We start from the raw sequence: 16,910 nt of genomic DNA, 5'->3' as shown, positions 1-16,910 counted from the left end.
TGACAGTTTTCTACGATAATTAGCTCATCGAGTGAATATGAGTGACGCAGCCATCAGTAAGCAAATGACTAAACTAAGCGAACATGGCTTGCTAGATATATACGTGAATCCAGCGAATAACCGCCATAATCAAATTCGCTTGACCGATGGGTGCACTCGGATATTAAATGACTGCACCCAAGTTCTAGATAAATTAGTAAAAGAACATTAGGATAAAGTTGACATTGACACCACTCAATTTGAAGGACAGATAATGGATCTCATTTCAACGTTTTATGAATAATATAATGACTCAGTAATCTTGGTAGTATTAACCAAGTTACCCCAAATACGATTCCGATTAATAAACCCATCAAAATTCCATTGTTCCGTCTACGATTATTATCATTTTCTTTCATCTTAACTACTCTGGTAATTCCATATTTTCTGTTACATCAATGGGAGTTAGTAATAGTCTAATAATACTGATTATTTTACATTGGCTTTGTCAATAAAATCATTCCTTCAACAGCCGTGTTCAATAAATCAACCTGTATATTTTTGCTTGAGTTCCCTTTGAAATCTGTGCATAGGCAGGAAATGTTGAGCATGTATGCATTGTAAAACTATTTTTTCTCCTTTATTTTTATACAATATCAGTTATTAACTAGTTTTAATCATATCCTACACAAGTTTTATGCTTCTGAAGACCTTGCATTAAATAATAATTTGCAAAGACTACCATTTTATTTATTGCAATTAGCTTTTTCAATCTAGTAATACTTCCTACGCTTCTTGTTTATCCGTATATTTTATGTTAGAATCTAATATCCAATTTGGAATCACAACTTATCCAGAGTAAGCAGAGGGAATTGGCCCGATGAAGCTTCAGCAACCTACCATTGGCAAGGTGCTAAATCCAACTCGAAAGAGGAAGATGAGTCTAACCCAGTTATTTGGCACGACGAATCTCGTTGTGCTTTTTTAAATTGAATAAATAACTAGGAGTGGTTGTCTTGTTACCAGAAAAAAATATTAGTTTTGAGGAGTTCATAAAGGGATTGAATGAGTTACAAATTATGCCTCAATTTAGATTTCGACGGAGCCAATCTGGAGATCTAGATGAACATGATTTGATTTTTCTAGTTTGTACGAAAGGCTCAAAAAAAGGTGCACACATAGGTCGAACATGTCTTTGCTGCATCGGGTCTGCTAGTATTAATGACTATGAAAGCTTTAAAGACAGTATGAGTTCGAATGATTATGATACTCTCTTGATCCTTTTGTTTAACTTCACATATACTGACTTGAGATACAAAGCAATTAACTAGTAATTTTATAAAGCACAAAATGAAGAGAGTCACAGACCATGCCTTATTTGCATAGTGTTGTGACTCTCTTTATTGTATTATTTCAGTTTTATCGCCTGTTTTTTTCAATCTACACTAATATAGCTAAACAATAAATGATTCAAATAGGCTTCAAAATCCCTGTTAGCTCATCTAATGTTTTCGGTGGGTTAACAAGAATTTCACGGGCCTTATCCATATCACCTTTCACATTATATGTTAAAATTCCTGTTGGTTTACCTTTAAAAAGATAATAAACAATATAACCACCGGCAACTTCTTCAATAATCGCATCATCACGGTTTCGACTCATTTCACCAACACCTTCAATAGAAATATCTAAGACATCCGTATAAGAAAGTGGCGCACCATGATTATAAACTTCTTCAGCGCCCGTCATGTTTCGTCCCGCTACTTTCCCAGAAAACTCCGCTTGCTCTTCATGTTCAAAACGATTACGTCCTATGATTACATCTGGATAATTCAACACATCTCCTGCTGCATAGATATGTTTGTTGGAAGTTTGCAAATACTTGTCAGCAATAACACCATTACCCACTTCTAAGCCAGCTGCTTCTGCTAACTCAACATTTGGCTTTAATCCAATTCCTAAAACAAGAATATCCGCTTTCAATACAGCGCCATTCTCTAATGTAAGACTCACTTGATCGTCTGCTACACTGTAACTATTAGCATAAGTATTGTTTATCAAAGAAACGCCAATATCTACAAAGCGCTGATGAAACTTTTCAGCTAGCATTCGTGGTAGTCGTTTTTCATTTAATATTTCATTAGGAAAAACAAGCGTCACATCCATATCATTCAGCTTTAGACCTGCTGCAAGTTCTGCTCCAACCCAGCCTCCTCCAACGATAATGACTTTGCTCCCAGGTTTGGCTAATTTTCGGAGGTTTCGGTAATCTTCTAAGTTTCTTAAAGCTAGGACACGCTCACTTTCCAGCCCATCAATCCACTTTGGAGCACCACCCAGTGCATAAAGCAATTTTTCGTATTGATAGATTTCTCCACTCTCAATCTCAATCGTTTGTTGATCGGCATTAATTTGCTTAACAGTTGTCCCAGTTAAGAAATCAATCGATTCATCATCCGAAATGTTATAATATATTGTTTCTTTTGGATAGTCTGGCTCTGTCCAAAATTCTTTGCTTAATGGAGGACGATAGTAGGGTTTGTCAGTTTCTTGTGTGACTATCAACAATGTCCCTTCACGGTCATACTTACGAATTTCCATTGCGGCATTGGCCCCAGCCATCCCGCCACCTAATATTATATATTTATATGAATGTTGCATAAATCATGCCTCCCTTTTTCTCTTCCTACATATATTACCAAAATTCTTCTTAAATGTTGTTGTATATGCTATATTTCATATTATCTCTCGAATTATATCTATGATTGTCTCAGTCATTCAAGTATAACCTATTAATAAAATATCAGCTTACTTATTGCCCATTTAGAGAAAAAGAAAGCTGCGATCCATAATCGTTAAAAATATACATAAAAGTGAGACACAAAACGATGCTAATGATATTGCATCGTTCTGTGCCTCTTTAATATTTCGGTTGTGTTATATGTATCTAAGTTCAACCTTAAATACTTTAATGGTATATTCTACTATCCGTGAAGCTGCTTAAAATTCTATGCAATCAGTGACCAAAGATGTTGAATCGTACCATTCTCTAACAGAATAAAAATACCCAAGCCGATGAAAACGACTGGTACGATGACTTTTTCGTAACGCTCAACTACTTCACCAATCATAGGAACCGAAGCCAATCGTTTAGATAAATAACATAAGCTAAAAATCCCAATGATAAAAACAAGGATCACAACCATGACTTCCTGGAAGGACATTCCAGTAAAGTAAGGAATATAAATTCCCAAATTATCTCCGCCAAGGGCAATGGTCAGAGCAACCACACTCGCAACTTCTGACTGTCTATGCGACATCTTTTCTTCCAAGTCCTTTTCATCTACATCTTCATCGATGAAGATAGCCCGAATCCCTAGAATCAAAGGAAGTAAACCAAGTAACCCGATCACCCAATCTTGTGGAATAAAGTTCAGGAAGTACGCTGCAATGAGACTAAAGCCAACGAGCAACCCCGTTCCAATATATTGGCCAATATAAATTGATCGTTGTTTACCAGTATTCATGGTAGAGAAAAGAATCGTTAAAACAACCAAATAATCGATGGACGTAGAGATAAAAACTAACATTGAAGATATAATTATTTCCATAAGCCTCCCCTTTCAATATGTTTATTAGAATTGGTGGTTTTCACACAAACACATCAACTTGGCCAAAGCCAAGGGGGAATGTTTAATAAATTGCTTCATATAAAACATCCAACTTTCATATTTTTTTCACATGACTCATATGCTTTCTAAACCAACGTTTATGAAGTCACTTTGTTCCCTCATGAATTATACCATTAAACATACAATGTTTCAGCCACTCAGCTTGCTCATTCTGCTTGTCTTCTTGGGAAATCCGTGCATGGGCGGAACATCTACTTCTTCTGTCGCTAACGCTCTTTCACAAGTAGTGTTACCGCTTCAACATGGGACGAGTTGATAGAATTGATGTATTTGCGATTTTTGGTGAAATGGTCGTATGCGGTAACATGTCGACTATTTCGTACGTTCGTGGGAACAGGTCAAAAGTAAATATTATCGAATTCTAACTCTTAATTGAATAGTATTTCTTATTTTATTGTAAAGTTTAATTCCCTCTATATGTTCAATCACCATAGACACGCAATAATCCTGAGTATAATTTAGATCATTAATCCATTTATTTGAATTAATTATAACAAGTGTAAAGGACGAAGTAGGTATATTTTGAGGTTCCCTCTTATACTCTTTTACACCTTTTTGATGGCATCCTTTTTTACGAGTATCGATTCCCGGATTTATAACTATTTCATATTTTTTATCAATCACATTTGCAAGTTGTTCCTCATCACTTAAATCTACTTCAGCAAATTGATTTACAAGAATATCAGAGTCTAACGCATGGAATAATTTAAATTCCAATTGATTTCCTAAATAACTATCTCCGCGAGTCATTTTTATTAGTGGATTGAATGTTAGCGCCACTGGCACCCTTTTATGACCTTTGGCTTCGAAAAAAAGCTTTGGAACATCAACAGAATAGACTTGAATCTTGTTTAATCCAATTGTAGCTTCATCCAATAAAACTACTCTATTATCAAAGGACGCTATAGCATACTCATAGTTTGGTAAACCGTAACCTAATGAGTTAAAATGAAACTTCTTCTTATCGGTATTAGTCCCTTTAACATTTTTAATTTCAGGTAATCTAGTTGATTGTAACAATAGGTTTTTCAACAAATTAGCAGATCCATTTGGATATTTATTTGCAATTTTCCCAAGTATATTTGTCACCATAGGTGCTGAAAAACTAGAACCCACATAATGTGTAAATAATCTTTCCATTAGTAAGTTTGACAATAAAGATAGCTTACCACTCATAGTTTCTTTAATGTTTCCACCGCTTTCTCGTAATATCATGTTACCACCATCGTGAACATCTTCTGGTTTTAATATATTATTAATACCCGGATCAACTCGTGTAAAAGAAGATGGCTCATTTTCATCAGCTATCGGTGTCCATAATTCTTTTTTATGAAAGTCTAGTGATTGCTCCATAATATTAATTTCATGAGCTACTGAACCTACTGTAATAGAAAGAGCAGAAAGATAACGCAGCGATCGACTACTACAAACACTACAAAAAAATAAAAAATGTTGCAGTAGACATAAAGTCACTTTACCTAAAAAGGAACCGAAGTATATTAAAGAAAAAGTTGCTCAAGGATGGCCACTAGACGTCATCATTGGATGTTCTGAACAGCCAATCAGTTGTTCAATGAGAACCTTATATCGTCAATTTAAATATGGCATCTTTGATATCACAACACTCCCTATGAAAGGTAAGAGAAAGTTAAACGAACACCAAGAACGACGGGGAAAACAAGCGTTCAAAAGAAATATCTCTGAAAGAGAAAAAGACTACCCTCTATTTAAAGATGAGTTTGGTCACCTTGCTAGAAAATCATTAAATTATCAAACACCTTTGGAAGTATTTTCAAATTACATAAATGACTCACGTTTGTCTAGCTTATATTGACAATTCAAAAATAATTTAATTCATCTCGATTTTTTATTCTAACTACAATTTATTTCTTTCTCACCCTCCCCTATTCATATCACTTGCCCCAACCTTCATTTATTATTATATTATAATCAAGTTATTGTTTGCTTTTTTCTCTGGTGGTTAATATAGTAATCACTTGGATGATTTTTTGAGGAGTGAAATGATGAAGAAGATTATCTTACTGTGCTTTTTGCTTTCTTTAATACCTATTCAAAGGGCGGAGGCTCAGTCTCTATCTCCTGTCTTTAGGAAGGATTATGAAGGCGCGGCTGTGCCTTTTTCTGGGTCTGGCTTGACAAACCGTTTGTACAATGAAGTGATTGAGGACTTTGAGGTGGAGATTTCTAAGGATTTTGTCCTGGAGGCCATGGAGAGGAACAATCGCTATCCTGCACTAGTTCCGATTGAGGATGAGGACGTAATGGTTGGGTTCTTTTCGGGGATGGATGAAAACCGTGACCTTATCTATATCTATCAGTACATACTGCCGAATCCGTCTTTGGACTTTGATACTTTTGTCAGTCTGGTTCATCTTGTGGATCCGACGATCTCTGAGGCAAACTTACGTGAAGTCTATGCCCCTTGGGTTGAGGATTCCACTTCGACAGACAAGATTGAGCTATCAGGTCATAGCTTTGATGCTTCGCATCACCGTCATCACAATCATGATTATATTGAGGTCTCTTACCATTTCCCGCTGTCGCTTTATAACAATGCTGACACAGTGAATCTCAATAACTCTTTCTATGATTTAGAAGGGGATTTCCCGGATATCTTCTCCCCCGATTATGAAGGCGAAGAAGTCTTTGTCGACCGTGCCTATATCAATCGCATTCTGGACCAATTAAGCCAGACTTTTGGCTTCGAGCTGACAGAGGACCACCTCGATGCGTGGGGCAACACCGTCTATTACTACCCATCTGAAATGGCCAAAGCTAGCCGTTTGAATGAATTTTACATTTTATCTGGCTTGACTGGTGAGCGGAATGTCCTAGAGATTCGCTTCACTAATGGCTTCGACACCTTCGACGAGTCTTACAACCTCTATTATGATAAGATGACGCGAAGCTACTTCCATTTCTTCGGGAAATTACTCGATCCGACTTTAGACGAGGAAGCTATCGAATTAGCCTATGAAAAATTCCAAGCGGGAGAGGATGTGGAGATGGGCCGCATACACGTCCAATCTAACGGCTATACTGACAACACCCTCAGCATGTCCCTACAGATTCCGACCTCTCAACTTGAAGACCCCGAGACCTACTACTTCGACTCCGTCCCAAGCAACCAGGCCCAAGACGTCCGGATTGACGAAGACGTCCACCACCTAGCTACTGTAGACCGGTTGAATAATCCAGACCGCATCTACGCCGACTACCAGATTGATGAGCAAGTGGTCATTAATCAAACTGATCAGAAGGAAATCTACCGACAATTACTAGACGACCACCAAGTCAACATGCCCCACTACCAAGAGGAAATTCAAATGACGGGCGAGATCATAACCGACTTAGGTTCTGGAAATTGGAAGACCCTTCAAGTTGACGACAATGATTATTTTGCCTCCTTCATTATCTACCTTGAGGGCGATGACCTGCCTGTACTTGAAGGGAATGTCACGGTTGATGGACGCAGCCTTGGTGTCATACGAGCGGGTGCGGGTTCTGGAGGCCGAGTTTTATACCTAATTGCTGAGGCTATAACCCAAAATGGCGAGGTCATCTACCATAGAGGAGGATCCGACAATGACTAAAAAACTAAAGATTTTGAGTCTCATCATTCTCATCCTAGCCCCCGCCCTCTTGTTAGCCTATACCAAAAGCAAAGCCGACGCCCCCATCCGCGCCAACGTCCCTGAGGCTTACGAGATCTACCTCAGTGGTGGTCACAATCAAGTCTTGGAGCGCTTGGACCAGTATATTGATGAAAATGCAGAGGGTGGTGAATACGGTGATGATGCCGGTGTGACCAGCGCGCCCTTCTTCGTCAATATGTCCGAGCAACAATTACAAGCCAAGTCAGACTTAGAATTCCAGAAGGCCTTTACCTACGACATCAACCAAGACTTCATGTTCGTGCCGACTGCTACGGTGAATATAGCTGACCGGACTGTCACAGTGGATGGGCAAGTTTTAGCTTTTACAGTGGATGGCGAAGACTCCGCTGGGCGCCCACTCTATACTCTGACCTCCGACAGTGACGTAATCAGCGACAATAACCTCAGCGTTTTAATTCGCAATGGGGCTAGTTTGATTGAGGCGCGCAACAACGCCTACTGGTCTCGCACTTGGCTAGCCATTGCTTACTTCATCGGCTTGTTTACAATCGGTGTGCTAATCCTGTTCAACCTTGACTCTCTTTCCACATGGACTGTTGGACTGTACATTAAAGGTGCCGAGCCTGGGCCAATGATTAAGATTGGCTTCGCCGTCTCAGCATTGACACTGATTATTGTTGGCTTTATGTTTATGTTTATTACCTTTACCGAAATAGGCTAGTTAGTGTGTGCTCCCCCCCAGGCCGAAGCATGTGGGGAGTTTCTTTGTATTGACCGTCACAAACTCATTGAGAGTCACTTAGCAAGTTTCCTGATTAATATTTATGAAATTAACTTTCTAACTTAGTCGACAAATTAAAAAGGAAGACCCGCGTCTCCCTTTTAAGTCATTATTTAATTTCTTGAGTTGCTGCAAGTTCTTTGTACCAATAGGCACTCTTCTTAGGATAGCGTTCTTGCGTCTCAAAATCTACGTAGAATAGTCCATAGCGTTTTTCATAGCCATTAGACCAAGAGAAGACATCCATGAGAGACCAGATGAAGTATCCTTCAACCACAGCGCCGTCTCGTATCGCATCTGAAATGGCTTCTAAATGTTGTTTCACATAGTCAATTCGTGCATCATCATAGACAGTTCCATCAACAAAATCATCCTTATAGCCTAATCCATTCTCAGTGATATAGATTTTCTTGTAATTCGGATAATCTTTTTTAACGCGCATAATCTGATCATATAAGCCCTGAGGATAAATCATCCAATCCCAATCAGTACGAGGGACATCAACATCAAATTCTCGCTGGCCGACACCTTTAATCTGATATTTAGATCCACCTTTATCTCCTTTAGAGTTGTGTGTAATCTCTGTCTCACCTTCAAAGGCTTTCATCCAATCACTCATGTAATAATTAATTCCAAGGAAGTCATTCATATCTTTGGCAGCTTTTAAAGCTTCAAAGTCTTCATCTCTTAGGTCTAACTGTCCACCATTCACTGCAAGTATGTGATTCACACCATCCATTGTTTTCTCAGAATACTCTCCAAGATAAGTCGCATCCAGGATGAATTTATTATGGATGATATCCTCTAACTCCGCCGCACGTACATCTTCAGGGTTCTCTGGGTCTAGAGGATACTTAGTTGGCAAGGCATGCACTACACCTATCTCACCGCTATAGTCCGCTTCTTTATATAATTTGACCGCTCTTGCATGGGCAACCATCATATTATGATGTGATTGGAAGACTTTAGCTAGATCATACTTGATACCTGGCGGGAATTTACCAACCAGATATTGCCCATCCCCAATAGGTCCGATTTCATTAAAAGTAGTCCAGTACTTTACTTGAGTGAATTCCTTAAAGCAAAATTCTGCATAATCGACAAAGTGATCGATGTTTTCTCTGTTCAAAAAGTCACCTTTAGAATGAAGTGCTTCCGGTGTATCAAAGTGATGGAGTGTTACAAAAGGCTCCACATGTCGTTTATGACATTCATTGAATAGATTGTGGTAATATTCAACCCCTTTTGCATTCACTTCTCCATAACCCGTTGGAAAGATTCGTGACCAAGCGATAGAGATTCGAATACCATTCACACCAAACTCTTCCGCAAGCTGAAGATCAACGGGATACTTGTGGTAGAAATCACTTGCAGGTTCCGCAGTATACCAGTAATTATCCTCCAGATACTTATCCCAAGCAACAGGCCCTTTGCCATCCGTCTTGGTGGCTCCTTCTGCTTGATAAGCCGCAGTTGCCCCTCCGAAAATAAAGTTCTTTGGTAATGTTTTCATTAATTAGCCTCGATTCCTTATTGTAAATTCTCTTCAACAAATGCTAAAGCACCTTCACCATCACGCGTCAATGCTATATATTCCGCTCCGGCTGTCTTAGCCAGCTTGATGCCTAACTTATCCGTCTCTGCTTTCATATCCTCATAATTAGAAGCTACTTGTGGTGCTAGAATAACAAATTGATATTGAGGAAGTATCTCGCGGTGTGCTCCATAACTTCCAGCTGTAGCCTTAATAGGTCTATCATATTCTTTAGCAGCCTTGTTCAAGGCATTGGCTAAAAGTCCACTCGTTCCACCACCTGCACATAGTACCAGTACATTAGTTGATTCTGTCGCTTTAACAGCTGTTGAAGGCTGAGCTTTCACTGTTGTAGTCTCTTCAACCTGACTCTTCTCAAGAATCGCTGTAGCTTTACGTGTATCAAAGCTCTGTTCAACTTTGGCTTTTAATTCATCAGACGATGATACTCCTGACTCTTCTTCCGCTAGAATCTGACGGTCATAGACCTTCAAGAACGGGTAGTAGATTAAGACATCCACGATGATTAAGACGGCAACCAGGACAAAGGATAAGAATTGGAAGTTCGTTCCTAACAAGATACCAAGCGGTGCTGGTGTTGTCCATGGAAGATTCGTTGTAAAGCTATTCACTCCTAAGGCATCGATAAAGAATTTAAAGATCCAAACATTGGCAATCGGTGCAAAGATAAATGGCACAAAGAATACAGGATTCAAGACGATGGGTGCCCCGAACAAGATAGGTTCATTCACCCCAAAGAATGTGGGTATAACAGACGCGCGTCCAATGGCTTTGTTACGCTTAGACTTAGTCATCCACATAAACATGAATGGAACAACAAGCGTTGCACCAGTACCCCCCATTGTGACAATGAACATCTGAGTTCCAGATGTTAAGATTTTATCCGCATGTTCACCTGCTTGTAGTAATTGTAAGTTCACATCAATGTTGGCATAGGTAATAGCTGCAATAGCTGGCTCAACAATTGAAGGACCATGAATCCCAATGAACCAGAAGAATGCATACGCACCAAAGATAAGGGTAATCCCCAAGTAACCATCTGCTGCTTGGAATAAAGGCGCAAGTAAGGTACCAATAGATTCAGCAACATTTACGCCCAGTGTGCTTCTTACAAATAACGAAACCGCATAAAGGATAACCACTGAGACAGTAAAAGGAATTAAGTCCTTAAACACTTGAGATATATTAGGTGGGACTTCTTCTGGCATTGGAATCGTCACATTATTCTTCACACATACTTTATAGACATTGACCGTCACGAATGCAGCGATAAAGGCTGTGATTAGCCCCTTCGTCCCCATGAATTCCGTTAAGAATCCTCCTTCTTGGGCAGGATCGGCTGCCATCAATAAGAAGCCTACCATCGTTGCTAGCATAGTTGAGATATAGTTTATCTGATTAGTTGATTCCATGTCTCGATTCATAGAATCGGTCAATGACTTTGCTGTCGTCCCTGATACAAAGAAAGCTAAGATTCCCATAGAATAGTTATAAGGGACCATTAAGAAATTCTCAACTTCAGGACTCCAGTGGAATCCCCATGCGTTTGGCACATAGGCTAGTAGAATAAATATACTAGAGAAAAGAATGACTGGCATACCCGCGATAAAGCCATCACGGATAGCACGGATATAGATATTACGAGAGATTTTTTCGAAGAAAGGTTTCGCTTTTTCAATTTGAGCAATTAATGTATTCATAGCTTTACCCTATCCTTTCTTATAGAATCCAATTAAGTGATTAATTAGATCTTTAAGTAGTATGGTCGTCATCAGATGGTCTTGACCATGCATCATAATGACGCTGTATTCAATCTCTTCGCCAGATGCTTCTTTAGCAAGGAGATCAGTCTGAGCATTATGTGCACCAACTATCACTTCTTCAGCTTCTGCCACAAGTCTCTCAGCTTCGTCAAAGTCGCCATCTTTTGCTTTGTTCAAAGCATCTAATAGTTTAGATCGTGCTTCTCCTGCATAGGCAACAATTTCGAAGCCAATCATTCCCACTTCATCTTTGTTCATGTTAGTTCCTCCTTTTTCCAGAATACCTTTATTATAACCCAAAGTCGCAGGCTACTGCAGTACGATTGAGGACTTCATTCAGGTCTTCTATATTCTTTCTTCCTTCTGTCTGTAACCATTCACGAGCCGCTTCTTCCCCTTGTTCAATAAAGACTTGAACAGATCCTGCCCATGTTGCACGTCCACATAATACACCATTAAATCTCGCACCGGCTTCATAAGCGAATTCTAAAGTATCTTGGAATAATTTAGCGCTTACACCTGCACTTAGATAGATATAAGGGAGGTCTGTTGACGCATCTTGTTCTTTAAAAGCTGCTTTGGCCTCTTCTTGAGTATGTAATACTTCTCCGCTCGCAAATCCTTCTACATAATTCATATTCACTGGCACTTCCACTTTAAGCACATCAACTCCAAAGCGATCTTGAGAGAATACTTTCATCGCACCATTCACTTTATGCGCTTTCACTTTTGCGAATTCAAGACTTCCGTTATCTTCAATATTTTCGTCGTATGTAAGAATTTCAAGGAAGAATGGAATATCCTCTGCCGCACATTCTGAACCAATTCTTTCCATGTATGCTTGTTTTTGAATATTAACAAACCCACTACCATCCACATCATAATAAAGTAGGAACTTAACAGCATCTGCACCTTGTTCTTTAATGCGTTTTACTGACCATTCTACTAAGCAATCTGGTAAACGATCGGTCGTCGTAGCGTCATATCCAGTCTTTTCATAGGCTAGTAATAATCCAGCATTATCATCACGTGCTTGCGCAGCTGGTAGACCGTATTCTGGATCAAGTAGAATTGATGACGCATACGGTGTAAGTTCTTCTGATACAATTTCTTTTAATCGTTCAATCTGTTCAACGGTTGGCTCCTCACTTTGATACTTACTAATCATTCTCTTTAGGGCACCACGTTGGTCAAAGGCTAGGGCTGAGATAACGCCCTTATCATCAGTCAATTTGTTTAGGTAATCTAGTTTAGTCATTTTTATACTCCTCTAACTTGAATTTTATTGAATAAGGCCTCATAGTGATTCAAATTAACATGGCCTGTTATTTCTTCTTGAGCATTTAACATTCCTAAGACGTTCGCATGTTTCAGCAATGCCACATCGTCATAATTACGAGTGATTCCCGATACGATTCCTGCTACAGTCGAATCACCTGATCCAACCGGATTCACGATATCAATGGTTGGAATGTCTACTTTGTAATACAAATCATTATGTTTAGCAAAAGCACCTTCAGAACCGAGTGAGACAATGACCCACTCCACACCATTGAATAAGCTGTCTTGCAGTGCTTCTTTTAATAGATTTAAATCTTTATCTAATTCTCTGCCTAGTAATTGTGATAATTCATCCACATTAGGCTTAATGACTTTTGGTTTATGTCCAGATAATAGAACTTGTCTTAAACTTTCTCCGGAGGTGTCTAATACTACTGGGACTTCCTTAGCATTAGCAATCATAATGAGTTCAGCATAGTAATCTGTTGCTAAGCCTGAAGGGGTGCTACCCGATATTGACACAACTTCAGCATCCTTCAGCAAGCTTTCAAAATGATTTTTAAAGGCTTCTCCCTCTACATCTGAGATGGTCGGACCTGATTCAAGAATCTCTGTCTGCATTCCTTCATGTAAGATAGCAATGCAGTTTCTTGTATTTCCCTTAATCTGGTAAAAGTCATGATGAATAGCTCCTTGGTCTAATCGAGACTTAATATAATTCCCAAGGTCTCCTCCTACTAATCCAGTTGCTGTAAGATCTTCGTCTATTTCTTTTAAGACTCTGGTTACATTCAAGCCTTTACCACCTGCAGACTTATTCACATTACTCACTCGATTCACATCATCTAATTTGAATGTTGGTAATTGATAAGCGATATCCACGGATGGATTCATTGTGACAGTTAAGATTGACATAAGGTCACCTCTTCATCTAATCTTTGTATTCGCCACGGTCCCATTTTTCAAGAAATTCTTTAAAGAAATCTGGGTCTGTCTGGTCTACTTCTGCATGATCTAAATGACTAATCTTGGCAATTAATTCTTTGTTTTCGTCTGTTTCTTTATATTCAGCTGCAATAAAAGCATCAATAATATCACACATGAGTAATTCACCTGTAATCTTGCCACCGAAACCAATTACATTCGCATTCAATTCTTCTTTTGCATAGATAGCTGTTGACATATCACGAACTAAAGCTGAACGGATACCTGCTACCTTATTTACTGCGTTATTAATTCCTACACCAGTACCACAGATACAAATCCCTAGGTCTGCTTGGCCACTCGCCACAGCCTCTCCCACCTTTTTCCCGTAGATTGGATAGTGTGTTCTGACATTGTCATATGTTCCAAAGTCAAGGACCTCATAGCCTTGTTTCTTCAAATAATCAACTACAGTAATCTTTTCATAAGTCACAATATGGTCGCATCCAATAGCAATTTTCATTTTTTCTCCTCCAGTTAATTCAATTAACACATCTTGTTCAACATATCTACACGCACTTGATGGCGTCCACCATCATAGTCTGCAGATAAAAATTCAGTAGCAATATTCTTTGCTAATTCAGGTCCTACCATATTGGCTCCTATGGTAATCATTCTTGAATTATTATGTTCACGCGTCATATAAGCAGATCGTTCATCAGAGACTTCAGCTGCAACCATCCCCTTAATCTTAGTCGCAACCATGAAACTCCCTGCGCCATACCCATCAATGACAATTCCTAAGCGTCCCTCTTCTTCGTTCACTTTCTTCGCAACAACTAAAGTAGTATCTACAAAGTCAGCTGTTAATTCTTCACTGACGTCAATCACATCATAGTTCTCATCTAATAGATGGGCCTTCACAATCTCTTTTAACTGTTTACCGTCTCTATCCGCACCCAATATAACTTTCATTTTATTGCTCCTTTATGTCTGCTAATTTTGCTTTGCCTTTTTCCGTTCGATAGTAGAAACCGCTTTCTGATTTACTATACATATACTATATCACGAATGTTTAAAAAGTCAACACTTTTTAAACGTTTATTGTTTAAAAGGTGTTTATTAATTGTTTAAACGTTGATTTAATCGCTTTTATTGTCATAAAACTTTTTTATTGGTATGCAAAAAACTCCTTCTAAACTCAATTTACTTGAGTTTAGAAGGAGTTTACTTTAGTATTGTGTGTTTAGTTAAACAATTAATTCTGTGTATACTTGAATTGCTTGTTTTTTATCCTCATTAGATTCTTCCATAACTACCGCTGTTAGGTCAGATAAGTGACATAATTTAGAGAAATCCTCTTTCCCAACCTTTGACGAATCCAATAACAAATAACTCTCTACCGAGTGCTCTAATGCCATCTTTTGAGTGTAGGCTTCTGCGACAGATGACGTCATGACAATCCCGTCTTTAACACCATTACCACCAAAAAACATCTTCCCGAACCGCATATTCTCCAAAGACATATTCGTAATCTCACCTACAAACGACTGTGTGACACTTCTCATCTCACCACCGAGTAGATAGACATGGAATGTCTCGGACTTTTTCTTTAATAGAATATTAAAGATGGGAAGGCAGTTTGTTACAACCGACAGGGCTTGGTAATTAATCACCTCTGCTAACAAAGCCGTGGTCGTTCCTGGCCCAATAAAGATTACATCCCCTTCATCAATTAATTCAGAGGCTCTTTGAGCTATATATCGTTTCTGGTCCGTATTCTTATCAAATTTATCTTCATGCGCGATTTCCTTATATTGAAACGCACTATTACTACGAGCCCCACCATGGATTTTCTTTAATAGCCCCTGATCATCTAACTCTTCTAAATCTCTTCTCACTGTCATATCTGACACATTATAGCGAGACACAATCTCTGAAACCCTGACAGTTCCTTGTTCATTCACCCATCGAATGATTGCTTCATGTCTTTGATATTTATTCATACCCGTCCTCCTCGTTTATAAACTCACTATACAACATTTCTTTAGAGAACTCTACACTTAATGTTTAATTTATAAACATTCACTCATTAAAGCGTTCGCTAATGTTTGAATATAATCTATACGGATGTTTCCTTATTTCAATTGAAATAAATAACTTATTAAGTCAGTGTACTATCTTTATTCAATCCGGATTTATTCACTAAAATGTGATATCCCCGACCAACCGCATCGTTGATGATTGACCGTCACGAACTCGATCACGAACAATTAACAGGTTAAATTTCTCCCTATTCAAACCATCAAAAAGTATTTCTTATCGTTTAGTAAAGTGCTATAAACCGCTTATTGTAGGCTTTGTTAAAAAAGTTGTGTTTTGTTCAATTTCGTTTTGGAGCTTATTGTTACTTAAACACCAAGTTTCTCGCCATATGAACACTTATAAAAATAAATGTTCTGCAAGGTTTTAGTCTCCTTACAACACATTCTGAAATGCCCTGTGTACCCGATTTTGATACACTTTTATTTTGTAGATTCTCTCTTCATCAACTTCATCTTCGTAAAGAGCTGTAGCAGCCTTCTCAATTCCTATTATTCTTTCTTCAGATACTACTTCGTCTAGTCTTGCCTAGTTATCCTCATAGAAATCATTCAAAAGTATGCACATCAATATTCGGTATAAGCAATGTGTAAAGTCCTGAAAATACTATGAAGCACTTATTAAGAATCAATAAAAAGAAATACTCAAAGTCAAAAAGATGATGATTTAGAATTAGAAAATATGATTATAGATACGTTTAATTCGAATAGAAAAAGCATTGGTACAAGACGAATTAAGATTAATTTAAATGATAAGGGTTTCACTGTATCCAGACGAAAGATTGGTCGTGTCATAAAGAAATATAATCTAGTTTCTGTTTATACAAAAGATAAATATAAACATCATCCAAAAGAAACTAATGAAAAATCATTTAAATCGCACTTTTAATAGAGAACAACCAATGGAGGGCATTGGTAAATGATTTAACATGTGTAAAAGTAGCAAATACATGGCATTACATATGTTTACTTATTGATCTCATCTATAGAGAATTCGATGGTTACAGTGCAGGTAAAAATAAGGATTCAAATTTAGTTGTGAGAGCAAATAGTAAAATTATAGGACAAAATCGAGTAGGAGACTAGCCATTATTTGACTAGTCGACCTCTCACACCACCGTGCGTACGGTTCCGTACACGGCGGTTCAATACCTTGCGTAAGCAGACTCTACCAATTCGCTTAGTGGAACTAAGC

Annotated in this window: 14 protein-coding genes, 1 pseudogene and 1 riboswitch; of the genes and pseudogenes, 4 read left to right on the top strand and 11 right to left on the bottom strand. The window is 38.4% G+C overall.

The features are described 5' to 3' along the window. The first annotated feature begins 825 nt into the window (after positions 1–825). A riboswitch (SAM riboswitch) is annotated at positions 826–923 on the top strand. 526 nt (positions 924–1,449) lie between these two features. From ACEN3Z_RS02670 to ACEN3Z_RS02660, 3 genes are all read right to left on the bottom strand, one after another. Next, entirely contained in the window at positions 1,450–2,640 is a 1,191-nt protein-coding gene (locus ACEN3Z_RS02670) for an NAD(P)/FAD-dependent oxidoreductase (RefSeq protein WP_407089492.1), read from the bottom strand. 347 nt (positions 2,641–2,987) lie between these two features. Beyond that, positions 2,988–3,590 carry a CadD family cadmium resistance transporter gene (locus ACEN3Z_RS02665; RefSeq protein ID WP_407089491.1) on the bottom strand — a complete coding sequence of 201 codons (603 nt, stop codon included), beginning with the start codon at positions 3,588–3,590 and terminating at the stop codon, positions 2,988–2,990. Between the two features lie 432 nt (positions 3,591–4,022). Then, positions 4,023–5,060, bottom strand: a complete 1,038-nt coding sequence (locus ACEN3Z_RS02660; protein WP_407089553.1) for a S8 family serine peptidase — start codon at positions 5,058–5,060, stop codon at positions 4,023–4,025. Positions 5,061–5,083: 23 nt separating this feature from the next. Here ACEN3Z_RS02660 and ACEN3Z_RS02655 point away from each other — a divergent pair. From ACEN3Z_RS02655 to ACEN3Z_RS02645, 3 genes and pseudogenes are all read left to right on the top strand, one after another. After that, positions 5,084–5,421: pseudogene (locus tag ACEN3Z_RS02655) on the top strand (IS30 family transposase); the annotation flags it as partial. A gap of 274 nt (positions 5,422–5,695) precedes the next feature. Beyond that, complete coding sequence (locus ACEN3Z_RS02650; protein ID WP_407089490.1) at positions 5,696–7,285, top strand: hypothetical protein; 1,590 nt, start codon at positions 5,696–5,698, stop codon at positions 7,283–7,285. Beyond that, positions 7,278–8,030 (top strand): hypothetical protein, encoded by a 753-nt coding sequence (locus ACEN3Z_RS02645; protein WP_407089489.1) that lies wholly within the window; start codon positions 7,278–7,280, stop codon positions 8,028–8,030. Before ACEN3Z_RS02650 ends, ACEN3Z_RS02645 begins: the two co-directional genes overlap by 8 nt. A gap of 169 nt (positions 8,031–8,199) precedes the next feature. Here the strand turns inward: ACEN3Z_RS02645 and lacG are convergent, their stop codons facing one another. The 8 genes from lacG to ACEN3Z_RS02605 form a co-directional block, all read right to left on the bottom strand. After that, positions 8,200–9,603, bottom strand: a complete 1,404-nt coding sequence (gene lacG, locus ACEN3Z_RS02640) for a 6-phospho-beta-galactosidase (RefSeq protein WP_086950606.1) — start codon at positions 9,601–9,603, stop codon at positions 8,200–8,202. A gap of 17 nt (positions 9,604–9,620) precedes the next feature. Further along, on the bottom strand, positions 9,621–11,345 hold the full coding sequence (locus tag ACEN3Z_RS02635; protein ID WP_407089488.1) for a lactose-specific PTS transporter subunit EIIC: 1,725 nt from the start codon (positions 11,343–11,345) through the stop codon (positions 9,621–9,623). A gap of 9 nt (positions 11,346–11,354) precedes the next feature. Further along, positions 11,355–11,666, bottom strand: a complete 312-nt coding sequence (locus ACEN3Z_RS02630) for a PTS lactose/cellobiose transporter subunit IIA (RefSeq protein WP_086950604.1) — start codon at positions 11,664–11,666, stop codon at positions 11,355–11,357. A gap of 31 nt (positions 11,667–11,697) precedes the next feature. Further along, positions 11,698–12,666: a tagatose-bisphosphate aldolase gene (lacD, locus tag ACEN3Z_RS02625; protein WP_407089487.1), complete on the bottom strand. Its 969-nt coding sequence runs from the start codon at positions 12,664–12,666 to the stop codon at positions 11,698–11,700. Between the two features lie 2 nt (positions 12,667–12,668). Then, positions 12,669–13,604, bottom strand: a complete 936-nt coding sequence (locus ACEN3Z_RS02620) for a tagatose-6-phosphate kinase (RefSeq protein ID WP_407089486.1) — start codon at positions 13,602–13,604, stop codon at positions 12,669–12,671. Positions 13,605–13,620: 16 nt separating this feature from the next. After that, entirely contained in the window at positions 13,621–14,136 is a 516-nt protein-coding gene (lacB, locus tag ACEN3Z_RS02615) for a galactose-6-phosphate isomerase subunit LacB (protein ID WP_407089484.1), read from the bottom strand. Positions 14,137–14,159: 23 nt separating this feature from the next. Then, on the bottom strand, positions 14,160–14,588 hold the full coding sequence (gene lacA, locus ACEN3Z_RS02610; protein ID WP_407089482.1) for a galactose-6-phosphate isomerase subunit LacA: 429 nt from the start codon (positions 14,586–14,588) through the stop codon (positions 14,160–14,162). A gap of 275 nt (positions 14,589–14,863) precedes the next feature. Next, positions 14,864–15,619, bottom strand: a complete 756-nt coding sequence (locus ACEN3Z_RS02605) for a DeoR/GlpR family DNA-binding transcription regulator (protein WP_153863268.1) — start codon at positions 15,617–15,619, stop codon at positions 14,864–14,866. Positions 15,620–16,346: 727 nt separating this feature from the next. Here ACEN3Z_RS02605 and ACEN3Z_RS02600 point away from each other — a divergent pair. Then, positions 16,347–16,604 (top strand): IS3 family transposase, encoded by a 258-nt coding sequence (locus tag ACEN3Z_RS02600; RefSeq protein ID WP_407089552.1) that lies wholly within the window; start codon positions 16,347–16,349, stop codon positions 16,602–16,604. Positions 16,605–16,910: the final 306 nt, after the last annotated feature.

This window comes from Ruoffia sp. FAM 26254 (genome assembly GCF_045528545.1).
Taxonomy (GTDB): Bacteria; Bacillota; Bacilli; order Lactobacillales; family Aerococcaceae; genus Ruoffia; species Ruoffia halotolerans.
The sequence above is the reverse complement of the archived record's forward strand: the minus strand, read 5'-3'. Positions and strand labels throughout refer to the sequence as shown.

Excerpts from the sequence above, each read along its gene's own strand:
- ACEN3Z_RS02670 (WP_407089492.1), bottom strand. The coding sequence starts at position 2,640 with ATGCAACATTCATATAAATATATAATATTAGGTGGCGGGATGGCTGGG.
- ACEN3Z_RS02665 (WP_407089491.1), bottom strand. The coding sequence starts at position 3,590 with ATGGAAATAATTATATCTTCAATGTTAGTTTTTATCTCTACGTCCATC.
- ACEN3Z_RS02650 (WP_407089490.1), top strand. The coding sequence starts at position 5,696 with ATGAAGAAGATTATCTTACTGTGCTTTTTGCTTTCTTTAATACCTATT.
- ACEN3Z_RS02645 (WP_407089489.1), top strand. The coding sequence starts at position 7,278 with ATGACTAAAAAACTAAAGATTTTGAGTCTCATCATTCTCATCCTAGCC.
- lacG (WP_086950606.1), bottom strand. The coding sequence starts at position 9,603 with ATGAAAACATTACCAAAGAACTTTATTTTCGGAGGGGCAACTGCGGCT.
- ACEN3Z_RS02635 (WP_407089488.1), bottom strand. The coding sequence starts at position 11,345 with ATGAATACATTAATTGCTCAAATTGAAAAAGCGAAACCTTTCTTCGAA.
- ACEN3Z_RS02630 (WP_086950604.1), bottom strand. The coding sequence starts at position 11,666 with ATGAACAAAGATGAAGTGGGAATGATTGGCTTCGAAATTGTTGCCTAT.
- lacD (WP_407089487.1), bottom strand. The coding sequence starts at position 12,666 with ATGACTAAACTAGATTACCTAAACAAATTGACTGATGATAAGGGCGTT.
- ACEN3Z_RS02620 (WP_407089486.1), bottom strand. The coding sequence starts at position 13,604 with ATGTCAATCTTAACTGTCACAATGAATCCATCCGTGGATATCGCTTAT.
- lacB (WP_407089484.1), bottom strand. The coding sequence starts at position 14,136 with ATGAAAATTGCTATTGGATGCGACCATATTGTGACTTATGAAAAGATT.
- lacA (WP_407089482.1), bottom strand. The coding sequence starts at position 14,588 with ATGAAAGTTATATTGGGTGCGGATAGAGACGGTAAACAGTTAAAAGAG.
- ACEN3Z_RS02605 (WP_153863268.1), bottom strand. The coding sequence starts at position 15,619 with ATGAATAAATATCAAAGACATGAAGCAATCATTCGATGGGTGAATGAA.